This window comes from Candidatus Bathyarchaeia archaeon, from assembly GCA_038882715.1.
Taxonomy (GTDB): domain Archaea; phylum Thermoproteota; class Bathyarchaeia; order Bathyarchaeales; family DTEX01; genus DTEX01.
The window spans coordinates 75,084-90,015 of the sequence record JAVZNR010000002.1 but is presented as its reverse complement, the minus strand read 5'-3'; the positions used below and the strand labels follow the sequence as shown (position 1 = coordinate 90,015).

The 14,932-nt window shown below is 43.0% G+C and carries 12 protein-coding genes; 5 read left to right on the top strand and 7 right to left on the bottom strand.

Annotated features, from left to right (window positions below; translation table 11 throughout):
- Window positions 1–199 precede the first annotated feature (199 nt).
- On the top strand, window positions 200–1,300 hold the full coding sequence (locus QXR61_02025; GenBank protein MEM3756728.1) for a uroporphyrinogen decarboxylase family protein: 1,101 nt from the start codon (window positions 200–202) through the stop codon (window positions 1,298–1,300).
- A 23-nt stretch (window positions 1,301–1,323) separates the two neighbouring features.
- Here QXR61_02025 and QXR61_02020 read toward each other — a convergent pair whose 3' ends face one another.
- The 4 genes from QXR61_02020 to QXR61_02005 form a co-directional block, all read right to left on the bottom strand.
- Window positions 1,324–2,397 carry a uroporphyrinogen decarboxylase family protein gene (locus QXR61_02020; protein ID MEM3756727.1) on the bottom strand — a complete coding sequence of 358 codons (1,074 nt, stop codon included), beginning with the start codon at window positions 2,395–2,397 and terminating at the stop codon, window positions 1,324–1,326.
- 6 nt (window positions 2,398–2,403) lie between these two features.
- Entirely contained in the window at window positions 2,404–3,054 is a 651-nt protein-coding gene (locus tag QXR61_02015) for a corrinoid protein (protein ID MEM3756726.1), read from the bottom strand.
- A 105-nt stretch (window positions 3,055–3,159) separates the two neighbouring features.
- Window positions 3,160–4,476 (bottom strand): MBL fold metallo-hydrolase, encoded by a 1,317-nt coding sequence (locus QXR61_02010; GenBank protein MEM3756725.1) that lies wholly within the window; start codon window positions 4,474–4,476, stop codon window positions 3,160–3,162.
- 60 nt (window positions 4,477–4,536) lie between these two features.
- On the bottom strand, window positions 4,537–6,255 hold the full coding sequence (locus QXR61_02005) for a lipopolysaccharide kinase InaA family protein (protein ID MEM3756724.1): 1,719 nt from the start codon (window positions 6,253–6,255) through the stop codon (window positions 4,537–4,539).
- A gap of 72 nt (window positions 6,256–6,327) precedes the next feature.
- Between QXR61_02005 and QXR61_02000 the strand changes: the two genes are divergently transcribed.
- Window positions 6,328–7,203, top strand: a complete 876-nt coding sequence (locus QXR61_02000; GenBank protein ID MEM3756723.1) for a coenzyme F420-0:L-glutamate ligase — start codon at window positions 6,328–6,330, stop codon at window positions 7,201–7,203.
- A gap of 61 nt (window positions 7,204–7,264) precedes the next feature.
- Window positions 7,265–7,687 carry a toprim domain-containing protein gene (locus tag QXR61_01995; GenBank protein MEM3756722.1) on the top strand — a complete coding sequence of 141 codons (423 nt, stop codon included), beginning with the start codon at window positions 7,265–7,267 and terminating at the stop codon, window positions 7,685–7,687.
- Window positions 7,688–7,740: 53 nt separating this feature from the next.
- Here QXR61_01995 and QXR61_01990 read toward each other — a convergent pair whose 3' ends face one another.
- A complete protein-coding gene (locus QXR61_01990; protein ID MEM3756721.1) occupies window positions 7,741–8,898 on the bottom strand; it encodes a uroporphyrinogen decarboxylase family protein in 1,158 nt (385 codons plus the stop codon).
- A gap of 190 nt (window positions 8,899–9,088) precedes the next feature.
- On the opposite strand from QXR61_01990, the gene dnaG reads away from it, so the two are divergent.
- Window positions 9,089–10,228 (top strand): DNA primase DnaG, encoded by a 1,140-nt coding sequence (dnaG, locus tag QXR61_01985; GenBank protein MEM3756720.1) that lies wholly within the window; start codon window positions 9,089–9,091, stop codon window positions 10,226–10,228.
- A 23-nt stretch (window positions 10,229–10,251) separates the two neighbouring features.
- Here the strand turns inward: dnaG and QXR61_01980 are convergent, their stop codons facing one another.
- Complete coding sequence (locus QXR61_01980) at window positions 10,252–12,645, bottom strand: DNA polymerase domain-containing protein (GenBank protein ID MEM3756719.1); 2,394 nt, start codon at window positions 12,643–12,645, stop codon at window positions 10,252–10,254.
- Window positions 12,646–12,782: 137 nt separating this feature from the next.
- Here QXR61_01980 and QXR61_01975 point away from each other — a divergent pair, with 137 nt between their 5' ends.
- Window positions 12,783–14,135 (top strand): tRNA (N(6)-L-threonylcarbamoyladenosine(37)-C(2))-methylthiotransferase, encoded by a 1,353-nt coding sequence (locus tag QXR61_01975; GenBank protein ID MEM3756718.1) that lies wholly within the window; start codon window positions 12,783–12,785, stop codon window positions 14,133–14,135.
- A 9-nt stretch (window positions 14,136–14,144) separates the two neighbouring features.
- Here QXR61_01975 and QXR61_01970 read toward each other — a convergent pair whose 3' ends face one another.
- Window positions 14,145–14,837, bottom strand: a complete 693-nt coding sequence (locus QXR61_01970) for a DUF72 domain-containing protein (protein MEM3756717.1) — start codon at window positions 14,835–14,837, stop codon at window positions 14,145–14,147.
- Window positions 14,838–14,932: the final 95 nt, after the last annotated feature.

Genomic DNA, 14,932 nt, shown 5'->3' with positions numbered 1-14,932 from the left:
TATCAATGTTGATGTCAAATTTGACATTCAGTAATATAAACTTAACTTAAATAAAGTCCCATTCGGTTGAGGAAAGCGCTCTCAAATAGAATAATGGGGGCAGGCAGAGGCATGATAAAAGTTGGCTAGGCGATAATATTATAGTCGGATTCGCCAAAAATACGATATAGGAGCATCTGGAATAGATGGGGTTAAGTTTATGATCATCAGTAGATTTAACTGCGTCCTAGCAACATTGCTTCATGAAGAGCCGCCGATTACACCCCAAGTTTTAGATTTTACGAATGAGGCATCTAGAGCCAAATTTATTCCGTTAGCAGAGTTAGGCGCCACTGGTTCAGAGTTGAAAGGATTGGATATGGCTATAAAAATAGCCGATTACATGGATAATTTTATAATTGGGGTGGCGAACGCCGGGTTTAAAATAAAAAGAGTGATTGAGTCTGGTGAAGAATGGAGGATTGTTGAGTGGGAGACTGGCGCTAAATGGCGCGTAGGAACGGAGAAAAATGTGTGGGCGCGACAATACATAGACTACCCGGTTAAAACCGAAGAGGACTTAGATAAAATGGAACTTCCAGACCCTGAAGACCCATCAAGATATGAGGGTGTCGAGAAAGCCATAAAATACGTGGTTGAGAAGGGTTTCTTTCCTTCATGCAGCATAAACGGCTTCTTCTCAGGGATCTGGTATTTTCTAAGAGGCCCCCTAGAAACAATCCTAAAAGACATCTATATGAGAAGGGATTTCTACAGGAAACTTATCGCTAAGATAGGTGAATTTAACCTAAAAGCCGAAAAGAACCTGCTTGAGAGAGGCGCCATGATGATAGAATGGCCTGATGACCTAGGCCATTCCCGTGGAACATTCATGAGCCCAAAACTCTATGAGGATCTCATATTTCCATGGCATGCAAGAGCCATAGATCTAGCGCATAAGTATAGTGCGTTCGTCAACATGCATAGTCATGGCAAGATTGACGCTTTAGTTCCGCTTCTCGTCAGGGCTAAGCTAGATATGCTTAACCCTGTGGGCCCCACCGATAACATGGATTTAAAGGAACTAAAGGAGAGATATGGTGGCGACCTCTGTTTTCTGGGAGGCTTAAGTAAAAACATCGGTCTCATGGGTGCCGCCGATCTTAAAGAGCATCTACTTGATAGACTTAGAATTGGAGCGCCGGGAGGTGGATTTATCTTAGGCTCTGAGGGCGGCATACCTATTGAGATGAGCATAGAAAACTTCAATCTGCTGTTGAAAGCAAGTAGAAAATATAGGAGGAATAGTCCGTTTTCCTAACGAAAAAAGATTTAAAGGAAATTTTACTCGTATTTCCCGTATTTTTTGACTAAATCTATAACCCTTTTGTAGTTTTGAAAGCTGACGTTTTTTGGAACGGAGTGATCTGAGTGATAAATGTATCCTCCGCCTTCCTTTGCTATCGGAATCTTCTTTTTTATCTCTTCCTCTATCGGCTTCGGGTCGTCGAGAGCCATAAGCCTTACGTCTATGCCGCCCATAAACGTCATCTTGTCACCGTATTTCTCCTTCAGCTCCACAAGATCCATTCCAGCTTTTACTTCAAGGGGCTGCAGGCAGTCAATCCCTTCCTCAATAAAATATGGGATAAGGTCTTTCACACGCCCACAGCAGTGCAAGAACACGTACATGCCGTGGCTATGGAAGAAGCGGCATAGCTCCTTAAACACCGGATGAAGCTGCTCTTCAAAATGTCTGGGCGAGAAGAATAATCCGCCCCTATAACCTAAGTCGCAGTAAAGGAAGGCCCCGTCGAACTTGAAACCCCCTCTCATCATTCGTTCACACATTTCCATGACTAGCTTAGCATCAGTCCAATACATGTCAATAACCCAATCCGGCTCCCTAATGATCGCCTTCAACAGCCTCTCCGATGCGACATAACTCTGTATTTTATCGTATCCTACAGCGGCCCCATACATTATGAAGCGTCCGCGACTGTTCTCACGATGAAAAGACTGCAGCCCTGTTACCCAGTCAACCCTGTAGTCGTCGGCTTTAAGTCTAGGCTTAATTTTCTCCCAGTCTTCCCTGCTTTTACAGGGATAATCAATGATCATCGGCGTCGTAGAATAATCCTTGTGGTTTTTCCTTATTCCGCCAAAAGAGTTTCTTTCCACAATGTACTCTTCATTCTCGTATAAAACCTCAACGGGGAAACGCGGACTTGTATCGGCGCTAAAAATAGCGATCTCATACCCAAAGTAGTCTGCGGGCGAAACCCCGGAGGGCAACCCCTCAGATCTCCAGCGATCTACTGTTGCTGCCCAAGGGCTATCATGAATTGGAATACGGTCCGCTTCACGGTGCTCTAAAATTAGTTTGATTCTTTCCCGCGGTTTCAGCTCGTTCTTCATGCAAGGTCACTTTGAGGAAACCCATGACCTACATATGTTTACGCCTTCAACAGCGTCCCTCGCCGCAGCGTCGGCGCCAATTTTATCCGCGAACTCCTTTGTTATCGGTGCTCCACCAATGATTACCTTCACTTTATCTCTCAGCCCAGCGTCTTTAAGCGCCTTTATAATGTTCTCCATTTCAATCATTGTTGTCGTCAGTAGGGCCGACATGCCAACTATATCCGGGTTGTTTTCCCTAACAGCCTCAACGAATTTCTCGGGTGAAACGTCTACTCCCAGATCTATGACTTCAAAACCAGCGGCTGTCAGCAGCGTGGCGACAATGTTTTTGCCAATGTCATGCAAGTCTCCTCGAACAGTTCCGAGAACTACTTTGCCAATCTTCTTTACTTCGCCGCTCTTTAAATGGGGCTCTAAAACCTTCATGCCCTCTTTCATCACTTCGCCAGCCATTATTAACTCGGCTAAAAAGTACTCATTTCTCTCATACTTCTCGCCAACTATCTCCATGCCCCTAGACATTCCTTTCATCACAATATCGTATGCTGATATACCGGCTTCAAGCGCCTCCATACAAAGTCTCTGAATATTATCAATATCTAAGTTTACAATAGCGTCTCTAATCTTATTTAGAATCTCATCTTTACTGCTCATATTTAACACCACAAAAAGAAGAAGATTATACCTGCTTAAAAATCTTGTCAAACCTAAAAGCATATTATGCGCGCTAAAACCGAGCTTTAACAAAAAAATGGCTCTTTATACTTCATACTCCTTTTCTCTTTCAGGTAAAGTTATCTCACTTCCCAGATCCCCAACAAATTTTTTAAAGAGCTTAACGTATGTTCCATGAATAGGGAATACTTTTCTAGGCTTAACGATCTCCAAGAATTTTCTGAGATGTAGCGGTATTATGTGTCCTGAAACATGCACATGGTATTGCGGAAGACCATAATGTTCAAGCCAGTTTAACAGCCTGTTGAAATCTATCTCCATCTCCTCATTGAATGGTTCAGACGCAGAAAGAATGTAGCAGCTTCCAGGCGAGGGGCTAATGTCAACAAGCCAGCTTAAATCGAAAAATGACATGTAAAGTATTATTTTATCCTGCATTTCCGAGATCTCACGGGGGCTTATCAGTTCACCTAAATTCATAACCTCCTGCTCCCATCGAAAATACCTTTTCTTCTCCTTTTGAAATATTAGAATGGAGCCGTCAGTAATCTTGGGAACATTCAGGTGGGGGTCGGATTCAAGTTTATGCAACAGGTAGGCTTGCTTCAAAGATATTGCAAGCACTCTATTGTTTCTTAAAGCGACTTCATAGAATGATCTTAACCTATCGATGTCTGCGCATGCAAACTCTGTTAGAACTAGTTTTGGGGTGTTGCTGACTAAGCTATTGATTTTTGACATAACCTCGCTTTCCGAGGAAACCTCAACCTCAGTCATGTTTGTGTTCTCGCATATGAGAACCTCAACCCTCTCACTGGCTGAATATGACGCTAAATCCTCTGTTAGCTCAGGCTTTGAACCATGCCACCTGAAATCACCAGTGTAGACAATTGAGCCTGAAGACGTGTGGATTATGAATCCGTAAGAGCCTGGAACCGAATGGTCGACGTGTATTGGAATGATCTCTATAGAGCCGACTTTAATTTTGTCGCCAGTGCGGAAAGTTTTAAACTTGACCCCTTCGAAGTTGAACTCTACGCTTGCCGGATGTACGTCGCTTAACGCGTTAAGTATCTTAGCCGTTGTCTCGCCGCAGTATATTGGTATATTCCTCTTTAAAAATGATATGTGAGCCATGTGATCCATGTGTGAATGCGAGAGGAAAACCGCGTCTATATTGGGATCTGCTTCCTCGAAAAGATACGCCCCCTTCAAATCCGGCAGTATCCCAAGCTTTATCAGATCTAGACCGCTCTTAGGCGAAAGAAAAGGCGTCGAATAAAACTTGTCCCTTAACGCGAAGGATGCGCCAAAATCTAAGAGAATTCGCGTGTCTCCATCGGTTATGAGAATTTTATTTCCGCCAACCTCGTTTACTCCGCCATAGAAAGTTATCTTCACACTCAATTTAGCCCCTCAACATAAATAGGTTTTTACTTTGTTATTATGTCTTCCTATAACTCAATATTGCTCATGATGCGCCCTCTCAGATTTTAGAATTTTCCTGCAGGTATCGGAGATAGCGAATATTACGTGTGGAGGAACGAGAAGCCCGAACACTTTTATGTAGCGGGGTGAGAGAGCCCTTTTTACAACCTCTACCTTGCCGCCAAGCTCGAGATATCCCTCTATAAACTTGTTCACGATTTCTTCAATATGCCTAGGCGGCGAAAACTGTGCGTAATGCCCGAGATAATATAGGAATTCAGCTATATCCCAAGATTGATCTCCTCCCCTTTCAGCCTGCTCAAGATCCAAGAAAAATATTCTTTCATCCGACGACAGCAGTATATTTTCCGGTTTACAATCGCCGATAGCTACGCCTAAACTATGAACCTTTGCCATCTCTTCCCCAACCTGTCTAATAATTTTGAGCATCTTAATTTTGCTGTCGCTGTTCTCTCCACTCTTAAACAGAAGTTTGATCACTTTAGATAAACTGGTTCCCTCTATAAATTCTCGGAAAAGCAGCTTCTCCTCGGGGGCTACATAGACTATTTTTGGAACATTTATCCCGTTTTTTAACAGAAAATTGTTTAAGGCATATTCCCTTTCAAGCCTGCTTTTTCCCAAGATGGCGAAGTCCCTTGTTCCTAAAGTCCACAATGCTAGCGGAAACCATTTCCATCCATACCAATCTTTAAATATCTTGATAACTATTCTCTCCTCCTTCTCGCAGCCAGAAATTCTTAGCAGGTATACGCTGTTTAGAACTCCTCCCAGCCTTTTAATTTCATGTTTTAAAGCATGTTTTTGAGACATATGTTTTTTGAGAAATTCCTCTATCGTTATTTTCTCTGTGAACGGTGTTATTCCGGAGGATGTTGGCACAAAAATATATTTTCTTGGATCTTCAAGCTTAAACATGATTTTTCTGGCGGTTCCAAAATTAGCCACATGCTTCCTATAAATTCTATATTCATCTAGGAACGGGTTCACGATACTTGGGAGAACCCTAAGAACATGACGTAAAATGCTGATACGTATATTTTTAAACAGTCTCGTAAAACGCCAAGCAATTTTCTTTCTTAGAAAAGACTTTACATAATCCTCTGAGATTTTAAAGGTATCATTAAAAGTTTGAATTTTCCCCTCACTAGCAAGTTCCTTTAAGGCTTCAGTGAAACCCCGCATAATTAAGGCATAGTTTCTCTCTTTTACATCAGATCTGGTGACGTTAAGAAACCTATAAATTATTAGTGGGAATAAGGAGGCTCTTCGTCTCATGCTCTCAAACATTAAGTATTCGGGCTTAATGATGAATTCTCTCGACATTTCTGGAAAGCTTAAAATCAGGTTTCTTAAAATGCTGTCAGCAACCCTCTTTTTGAACTTAGCTTCCTGTCTCCATAGGTATTCTTCATTAAATATGGGTTCGTAAGGAGTCATTAAGATATCGGCAAGTATGCCGCCCAACCCTTCATTTTCCACATCTTTCTCAAACGTTTTCCTGTCAGCTATGAGGAGCCGAGTTTTCACTGAGCCAAATCTTCTTGAATAATGCTTCAAAATAGGTTTACTTGACTCCACAATAATTAAAATGTTTACCGCAGTTTTTTCATCAGCATAGCCACCGGCATGCGGGCCATATATTAGGGCAGCCAAAGAATCCAGATTTTCTTCCCTTAAGAAGGATTCAATAAATGCTTCTATGCTGTTTCTCTCTAATTCGACAAACATATTTTTGTCTTTCCGAAACAATAGTTGTCTTTCTGGCTAATAACTATTATCATAATTATGGGGAAATAAAGGATGACTAACGGCGAAAAAGCGCGGAGGATTACGCTTACCGCGAAGGCTATAGAGACAGGTTACTGGATGCCAAGAGACGATTACTTAGAGAAAATAGCGGCTTCCGTTGAGGGAAAAATCTCTGATGGCGACATACTCGTAGTCTCGGAGAAGGCTATATCCGTGGCTAAGGGGCTTATAGTCGACGAAAAGAAAGTTAAACCCGGCCTCCTAGCGCGTTTTTTAGCCAGAGTCTGGATGAGGTTTTTCTGGGGCTATTTTCTAGGGCAACTATGCCGTATGAAGAAGATAAATGTGGAGCGGTTGAGAAAATACCCGTTGAAAGAAGGATCGGCTCATAAAGAGGTGGCTTTAAGATACGCTGGCTTTCTTCATGCTCTCATGTGGGGTTCTGAAGGCGGAATTGATGGAAGCAACCTTCCCTACGCGTATGTCAGCCTGCCTCTAGAAAAACCGCAGAAAGTAGCTGAAGAGATTCAGGGTTATTTGGAGAAAAGATTGAAGAGGAAAGTGGCCGTCATGATAGTTGACACCGATAAAACATACTCTCTGGGAAACTTTCATTTCACGCATAGGCCAAACCCGATGAAGGGTATTCGCACGCTCCCCGGCGTCATAGCATACGTTATTGGCAGAGCCTTAAAGCTTAAGCAGAGACCTACGCCCTTGGCTTTAGCTGGTGTGGTGATTGACGTGAATTTGGCGTTGGAGGTAGCTAGGGCGGCTGAGAAGGAGAGGGGTTTTGGAGCGGGGCGAACTGTTTGGGATATGGCTGAAAAATTTCATGTCGGTCTAACGGAAGTTACTTGGAGCATGCTTAAAAGATTTAAGCACAAACCCATAGTTATAGTTAGGGTTCTTAAATCCGAAAAATGAGGGAAAAAGTAAAAATATTGTCACGTTAATTAGTTACGTTTAGTTCCGGCTGAGGAATCGTATGTCAAGCCTTGAACGGAAGCTTGAGAAGATCAACTGCATAATTGAGAAGTTAAAGAGCGAGGCTTCCATGGGCGCCCTACTTATAGTCGAAGGAGAAAAAGACGTGAAAGCTCTTAGAGAAATAGGGATCATAAACGGCGTCATAGCCATAAAATCATGTGGAAAGAGCCTCCCGGAGATTGTAGATGAGATAATCTCTACCGGTAGCAGGGAAATTATATTGCTCATGGATTTCGATAGGCGTGGGAAGGAGATCACCAAGCGTTTAGCAAAATCCCTCGAGGCAGCGAGAATCAGGGTGGAGTTAAGCTTTTGGCAGTCTCTTTCAAACCTGCTCGGCAACGACATAAAAGATATTGAAGGATTATCTACGTACATAAGAACATTAAGAAGAAAGGTTGAAAATTGTTGGGTTGATTGATCGCAGGGTCTAATATTATCTTCTGCTATAAGTGGGGGCTTTACCGTTTCGCTTTAACCTAGTCTTCTATTATAGCTGCCATGTTTTCGACCAGCCTTCAGCATAGCCAAATAGTTTTCGGGTTTAACTCCATGATGTATGACATTGCTTGAACATAGGACATAACCTCCTCCAGGCGCTGCCTTCATTATGCAATCTATTGTTTCTTCCATAACGTCTTTTATACTTCCAAAGACCAAGGTTTTTGCGCAGTCTACGTTCCCTAGGAGACAGATCTTATGTCCATATTTCTCCTTTAGCTCGCCTAGATCCATGCCAGAGCTTTTATCTATTTCACAGTAACCATCTACCCCTGAACTTATTAGAAAGTCGTCGGCTATTGGCCATATATTTCCGTCTGAGCGGTTAACGACAAAAACGCCTCTCCTATGAAAAATATCTGAATGCATTCTTTGATAGGGAAGCAGAAACTCCCTATACATTCTGGGCGAAAGCATAGGTCCATGCCTATAAGCGAGGTCGCCTCCGTCTAACACTGCGTCTGCTCCTAAATCGATTTCCATCTTCACCACTTCGATAACCCTTCTATTATAGGCGTCTAGATATTCCCTCATCAAGCCTGGTTTAGTGTACAACCATTTTAACGCAAGATCAGTCCATCCTCTTCCATGCCAATCAAACAAAGTGCATCCGACGAAGATGAATAGATCAAGATTCCTTCTTCTCAACTCTTCTTTGACCCTTTTGAAGACATAAAAGTTTTCTGGACCCATATTTAATGGCTCTCTTAGCTCTTCAATCCTACGCTTTAAGCCCTCAATACCCCTCTCACGGATCTCGAGGTCAATGGTCATTAGTTCATTGCTGCCAGAAAAATAGTAAATGGCAACCCCATCGCCCCGCCACTCATTTTCTGAAATGCGCGTATAGGGAGTGAAATCGCCGGGAGCTATATTTGAACCTAAGACAAGAGCGTCCAGCTTAAGCTTTCTGGCCAAGTCGACATAGTCTTCAACCATCCTATCTAGCAGACTGCAGCTCATTTCTCCCTTCTCAAGAATCTCGAGAAGCAGCCTCTTATTGTTAATGGTGCAGCTCCGGCCCAAGACAGCTTCAGATGTTGGGGGCTGAATTTCCTGCTCAAACACTGGCACTCTGTCAGGCTCTTCAAGACAGAAAACCCGGATCATTCTTTCCCTGGGAGTTAACATACTTTTCCCTTCCCATCCATGTTGGCAGCGCCTGCTCTTCGCAGGGTTACTTAGATCTCTAGAAGATAAGCAAAGTTAAGAATATATGTTTGATCAACATATATTCTTATACGTTGGCTGGTGGTGAATTAAAGTCAACAGATGGATTGTTTAAGAGAAATAAAATAGTGTTCGTGAGGTTTGACGGCTTATGACATCACCATTACCCGCTATTAAATATGTGATTCGAGCGAAATTTGAGGTTGATGGAGTAGTTGAGAAACCTGACGTTATAGGTGCCGTGTTCGGGCAAACAGAAGGACTTTTCGGCGCGGAATTAGATTTAAGGGAGCTCCAAAAAACCGGGAGAATTGGCAGAATAGAGGTGGAAATCGCCTCCCAAAAGGACAATAAAACTGTTGGAACAATAGTTATACCGACAAGCCTAGATAAAGTCTCAACAGCAATAATAGCTGCGAGCGTTGAAAGCATAGATAGGGTTGGGCCATGCGCAGCCCGCGTTTCTCTAGAAAAAATCGAGGATGTTAGAGAGACAAAACGTAAAGCGATAATTGAGAGAGCTAAGGAGATACTGCACAAATGGAGCCTAGAAACGATGCCTGAAACAGAGGAGATATTTCGTGAGGTTGCAGAAATACTTAGGTCACCTAAGATTAGAGAGTATGGTCCAGAGAGACTTCCAGCTGGTCCGGATGTTGACTCAGCTAAAGATATTATTATTGTTGAGGGTAGAGCTGACGTAATAAATCTTGTGAAGCACGGAATATACAACGTTATAGCCTTGGAGGGCGTAAAGATACCGGAAACAGTAATTAAATTAACCAAGGAGAAAGAGGCAACAGCCTTCCTCGACGGGGATCATGGCGGCGACCTAATCCTTAAAGAACTGCTGCAGGTTGCAAACATAAAGTATGTGGCTAGAGCTCCAAGGGGGAAAGAGGTTGAAGATTTAACCGCGAAGGAGATTGAGATCGCCCTGCAGAATAAGGTTCCGGTTGGAGAAATAATTGAGCGAAGGAAGAAGAGGAAGAAGGTGCTTATGCCTAGGGAGATAGCTGAGGCTGCCCAAAGCCTTAAGGGAACCTTTGAGGCCGTGCTATTTAACGATAGGATGGAGCAGATAGGTAGGCTTCCAGTGAGCGAGCTCGCCGATAAATTAAAAGAGTTTGAGGGAGTAAACACCGTGGTTTTTGACGGCATAATAACCCAGAGGCTCGTCGATATAGCTAGCGAAAAGAACATTAAGTATCTTATAGCGGCGCGTATATCAGAAATTGTTAAGCAGCCTTTGAGCGTGAACCTGCTAACTTTTGACGATATACTTGACTAGCCGCCCATAACGCTAATACTCTTCTATTTTTTGCCTAGAAAATCAAAGAGGGTTTGCGCTTTAGCGGATTTAGGCGGCAGCAAATCGCTTTCCTTAACGTTAAAGAGTGATAATATTCTTAGTGCCGCTGGAATAATCTGGTTGGTTATATAATATTCTATATCTATATCACTGTATGAGGCGAAAATATATGGTTTAGCCCGCTCATAAAGCTTGCCTGAACCTGTAGATATAATGAAACCCACCTTATCTCCAACGTTTAGCACCCAGCCCTCCTTCTGGAGCAGTTTGGCGGCTTCGACATGGGGGGCTTTAACCTCGTATTCCTCCAAATTTTTCGTTAAGGTCTTCCATATAATCAAGTCTTTAAATGGAACTTTCCTTTCTCTTAGATCCGCTATATATCTGCGCACGTACTCTACGGCTCCCTTAACCGATTGCTCCTTCAGTATTATCTCTAAAACCTTCTCCTGTATATTTTTAGCAACGTTAGCCCAGTCTCCTCTAACAACTTCTAACCCAACCATATCGAGCCTGCCGTCCGGCATTAGCCCGCAGTAGCGCTTCTTTGCTTCGGTGAAAAGGGCGCGCAAATATATTTTATCTGGCTTAATCTCTAACCCCAATTTTTCCCCAATCATTTTAGATAGGCTCTCAATCTTCTCAGGATCGTTTTTCACAAATATGCTGTCTGTGTCGCCGTAAATCACCTCTAAGCCTAAGCTTTTAGCCATTTTTATAGCATTCATTATAATATATCTACCCCAAGCCGTAACAGCTTCAGCCACAGGCTTAATATACCATCTTGCACCTATCCAACCAGCGTAACCATAGGTTGCGTTCGCGATCACTTTAATCGCTTTCTGCCGCGCGTCCAGCAGCCTATATTCAGGGCTTCTCAAATCTATTTTCTTAAGGTCCTCACGTATCTTGTCTCTAGCCTTAACGAGCTTTGATAAAACCTCAGAGTAAAAGCCACGCGGCTCCTTCCTAAACCTATGATTAACCTCCGGCGCCGCGTAAGCTCCAGACGGAGGCTCCGGCTCTTCGGGCGGAATATACGTGTCAGGTGAAACGTTAAAGGTTATCATTATGCTGGGATACATGGATTTAAAGTCTAAAACGGCGACATCATTATGTATTCCGGGCTTAGGCTCCAGAACTATTGCTCCAGCATATGGGATGTATGGTCTCTCAAGCCTTTTCGGAGTTAATTCACCGATCTGATAGGCGTGACGTATCAGAAACCATTCAACTCTAAAGCCTACTGCTGCTGTGCCAACGTGATCCAGCGGTAAGCCAACTAGGCTAGAAAGCTGAACCGCAAAATCAATTATGCGCTCTATAACCCCCATCACGCATCTAGCGTTCTCCCTTGAGAACTTCAATAAAATTGGCCTTTTCCTCTCATCCTCCCAATACTGCGCAACCTCAAAATCCTCAATTAGAGTTCTTTCCCCAATCTTCATGACGCCTAAGTAATCAGCGATATTCTCCAGAGTCTTTATCTTAACTTCAGGAAACTCATCGGCATAATCAAATAGGTCTATGTGCGCTCTGCCAGTTATCGACATGTGGCCATACGTGCTTGTATGAGGCTCAGCGTCCGTCCTGCCTATTTTCAGAGTTAGACCGTTTTTTCTCGCACGCACCATCAAATACTGAATATCTCTTCTGTTGGTTTCAAACCCAACAATTATGTCGGGATCAAACTCCCTCACATAATTGATGAAAGCCTCAATAATCTCGCCATCATCTCCGGAGGGATCGGCGACAAACTGCTTTTCCTCACCAGCATTCGTGGCCACCGATATTACGACAACAGGGTTTATCTCAGGCTTCGGAGAACCTTTACGGCTATAAAACGCCGTTGAAAAGCCCATAATTCTTAAATCCGGCATCTTAATAACATCCGGGAGATATCTGGGCCTAGATTTCGCCAGCAGCACCTTCTCGACTTGCACACCCATGATATTAGGGGTTTCGTCAGCTTCAACTTCATGCCAGCCGCAGGGAACAACATTATTGTCTATTAAGTAGCGCATTGAGTATCTAATGTCGTCTTCTAGGCAGCTCTCAACTCCCCTAATTTTCGAAATGTACTTCACGTATTCTGGAACCAGTTCCGGATCTTGGCAGTAAACCTTTACAGCCCTTATGGGTTTTCCAAAAAATCTTCGGTCAACCACTTCTAGGCCCGTAATGAATGGCAGGCTAGTTTTCGCCAATTCTATCCTTTCAGCTATTTTTTCAGGATCCTCGCCAAGTGCTGGCAAAACGTAGAAGTATGTTGGGAAACCCCTGTCTATCACTAGGACTCTCTCCCCATTTTCGCTAACGCCCCAAAGCCAGATCTCCGGCTGATGATCTTTCACCTCGTAGTTTATGTCCAGTAGCCAGAAACGGTGTGTAGGCAATTCTCCCTCCACCTAAAATTAATTTAGGCTGATGAGGAAGATTAAGGTTTAGTTCTAGCTGAGACAGATAAGGTATTGTTTAGGCAAAGATGCAAGTTTATATGACCGGCACCTTATCTATTTGACTTAGTTGAAAAATGTATAGTGAATCTACTCTTGATTCAGAGACCTTAATCATCGAAGGGAAGACTGGTTTAGGAAGAACCATCTATATTGAAAACTATGGTTGCGCAGCGAATAAAGCTGACCTCGAAATAATGCTTGCATATATTTTTCGCTCAGGCTATAGCCCAGTCAGTAAACCCGAAGAAGCCAACGTGATTCTAATGAATACTTGCGGCGTTAAAAAGCCCACTGAAGACCGCATATTGAGTAGGCTGCGGGCGCTGAGCAACCTCGATAAACCAATCATAGTGGCAGGCTGCCTACCAAAAATAAACCTTAATGCGATAATGAAGGCTTCCCAAAACATATCGGCGGTTTTAGATCCATATAGCGTTGACAAGATTGGTTTAGCGTTGAAAGCCGCGGAAAAAAATGAGAGGGGAAGAATTCTCTTTTCCGAAAAACCAGTTATTAAGGTTGGGCAGCCGAAGATCAGGGTTAATCAAGCGATTGAAATTATTCCTATAGCCGAGGGATGTTTAGGCGCATGCTCGTTTTGCTGCGTTAGATTTGCCAGAGGCGTGCTCTTCTCTTATCCAAAAGAGCTCATAGTGGAAAGGCTTAAGGAAGCCGTTTCTGAGGGGGTTAAGGAGGTTTGGTTGACATCCCAAGATAACGGAGCATATGGATTAGATGCTGGCACAAATCTTGTTGATCTACTTAAAGAGTGCTGTCGCATTGGCGGCAGATTCTTCATAAGGGTTGGCATGATGAACCCAAACCATGCTATAAGGATGTTGCCTGAACTAATAGATGTCTATAAAGACGAGCGGATCTTCAAGTTTCTTCATCTGCCGGTTCAAAGCGGAGATAACGATGTTTTAAAGATGATGAACCGTAAATACACCGTTGAGGAATTTAAGGCTATAGTCAAAGCATTCAGAAAGGATTTTCCAGACATCACCATCGCCACAGACATCATATGTGGTTTTCCGGGAGAAAGCAGGGAGGCATTTGAAAAGACCCTAAGGCTAGTGGAGGAGGTTGAACCGGATGTGGTTAACATATCTAAGTTCTTCCCTAGGCCGAACACGTTGGCCGCTAGAATGAGGCAGGTTGAGAGCAAAGAGGTCGCTTACAGAAGCCGTTTAATGACAAATGCTGCGAATAAAATCTCTTTGAAGAGAAACTATAGGTGGGTTGGATGGAGGGGTGAAGTGCTTGTTGACGAGAAGGGGCAGGGAGACTCATGGATTGGAAGAAACTATGCTTATAAACCGATAGTTGTTAAGAGTGGGGAGAATCTGCTTGGAAAATTCATTAGTGTTGAGGTAACAGCGGCCCACGTAAACTATTTAGAAGCGGAAGTAATACGGTCTGGATGAAAAGAACGCTTATGGAGATGCAAGTTTCTTGAACATATGTTGAGCGTTACGCAGCATGTTTGTATTATTGTTAAAGAATATGTAGACTTTTTCAGGGCTGGTTCTCAGAATTTTTTCTTTCACATCCGCCAGCTCTTCATCGCTATAGTTATGGGAGTACCAAAAGGTTCTTCCATGCATTCTCAAATATATTGTGCCATTAATGTTAAAAATTTCTCTTGGAAAGTCTGGCGAATCAACGCTTACAAGAGCCATGCCGAGATTGGAAGCCCATTTAACGGTGTTCTCATTAAACCATGAGAGATCTCTGACTTCTAGGACGAATCTTTGCCCGATTTCGGTTCTAGCGAAGAACTTCTCTATCCTTTGAGCATAAGATGCTTTAATTGACGGCGGAAGCTGGAAGAGGTAGAAGTCTATTAAATGATCCATGACGCTAAATAGTTCTTTGAACCTAAGCCATAATTCAAAGGCCCTATCATTGAATTTAAATACATGGGTTATCAACCTGTTAACTTTAATAGCCCATTTAAGCCTTTCACCCTTAACTCTCCAAGTCTTTACAGCGTTTAAAGAAGGAAACCTATAAAAGCTCGCGTTCAGCTCCACGGCGTTTAAACCAGAATTTTGAACATACCAGTCTAGGTTTCCTCCCGTATTCCAGCCATACATCCATCCGGATGTTCCCACGTAGACCTCCAATCAAACCACCATTATCACAATCACAGTATCATAAAACAGCTAACAGGACAATATATACTTCAGAGCATTTTAAATATCTTAAAATCGAAAATTGA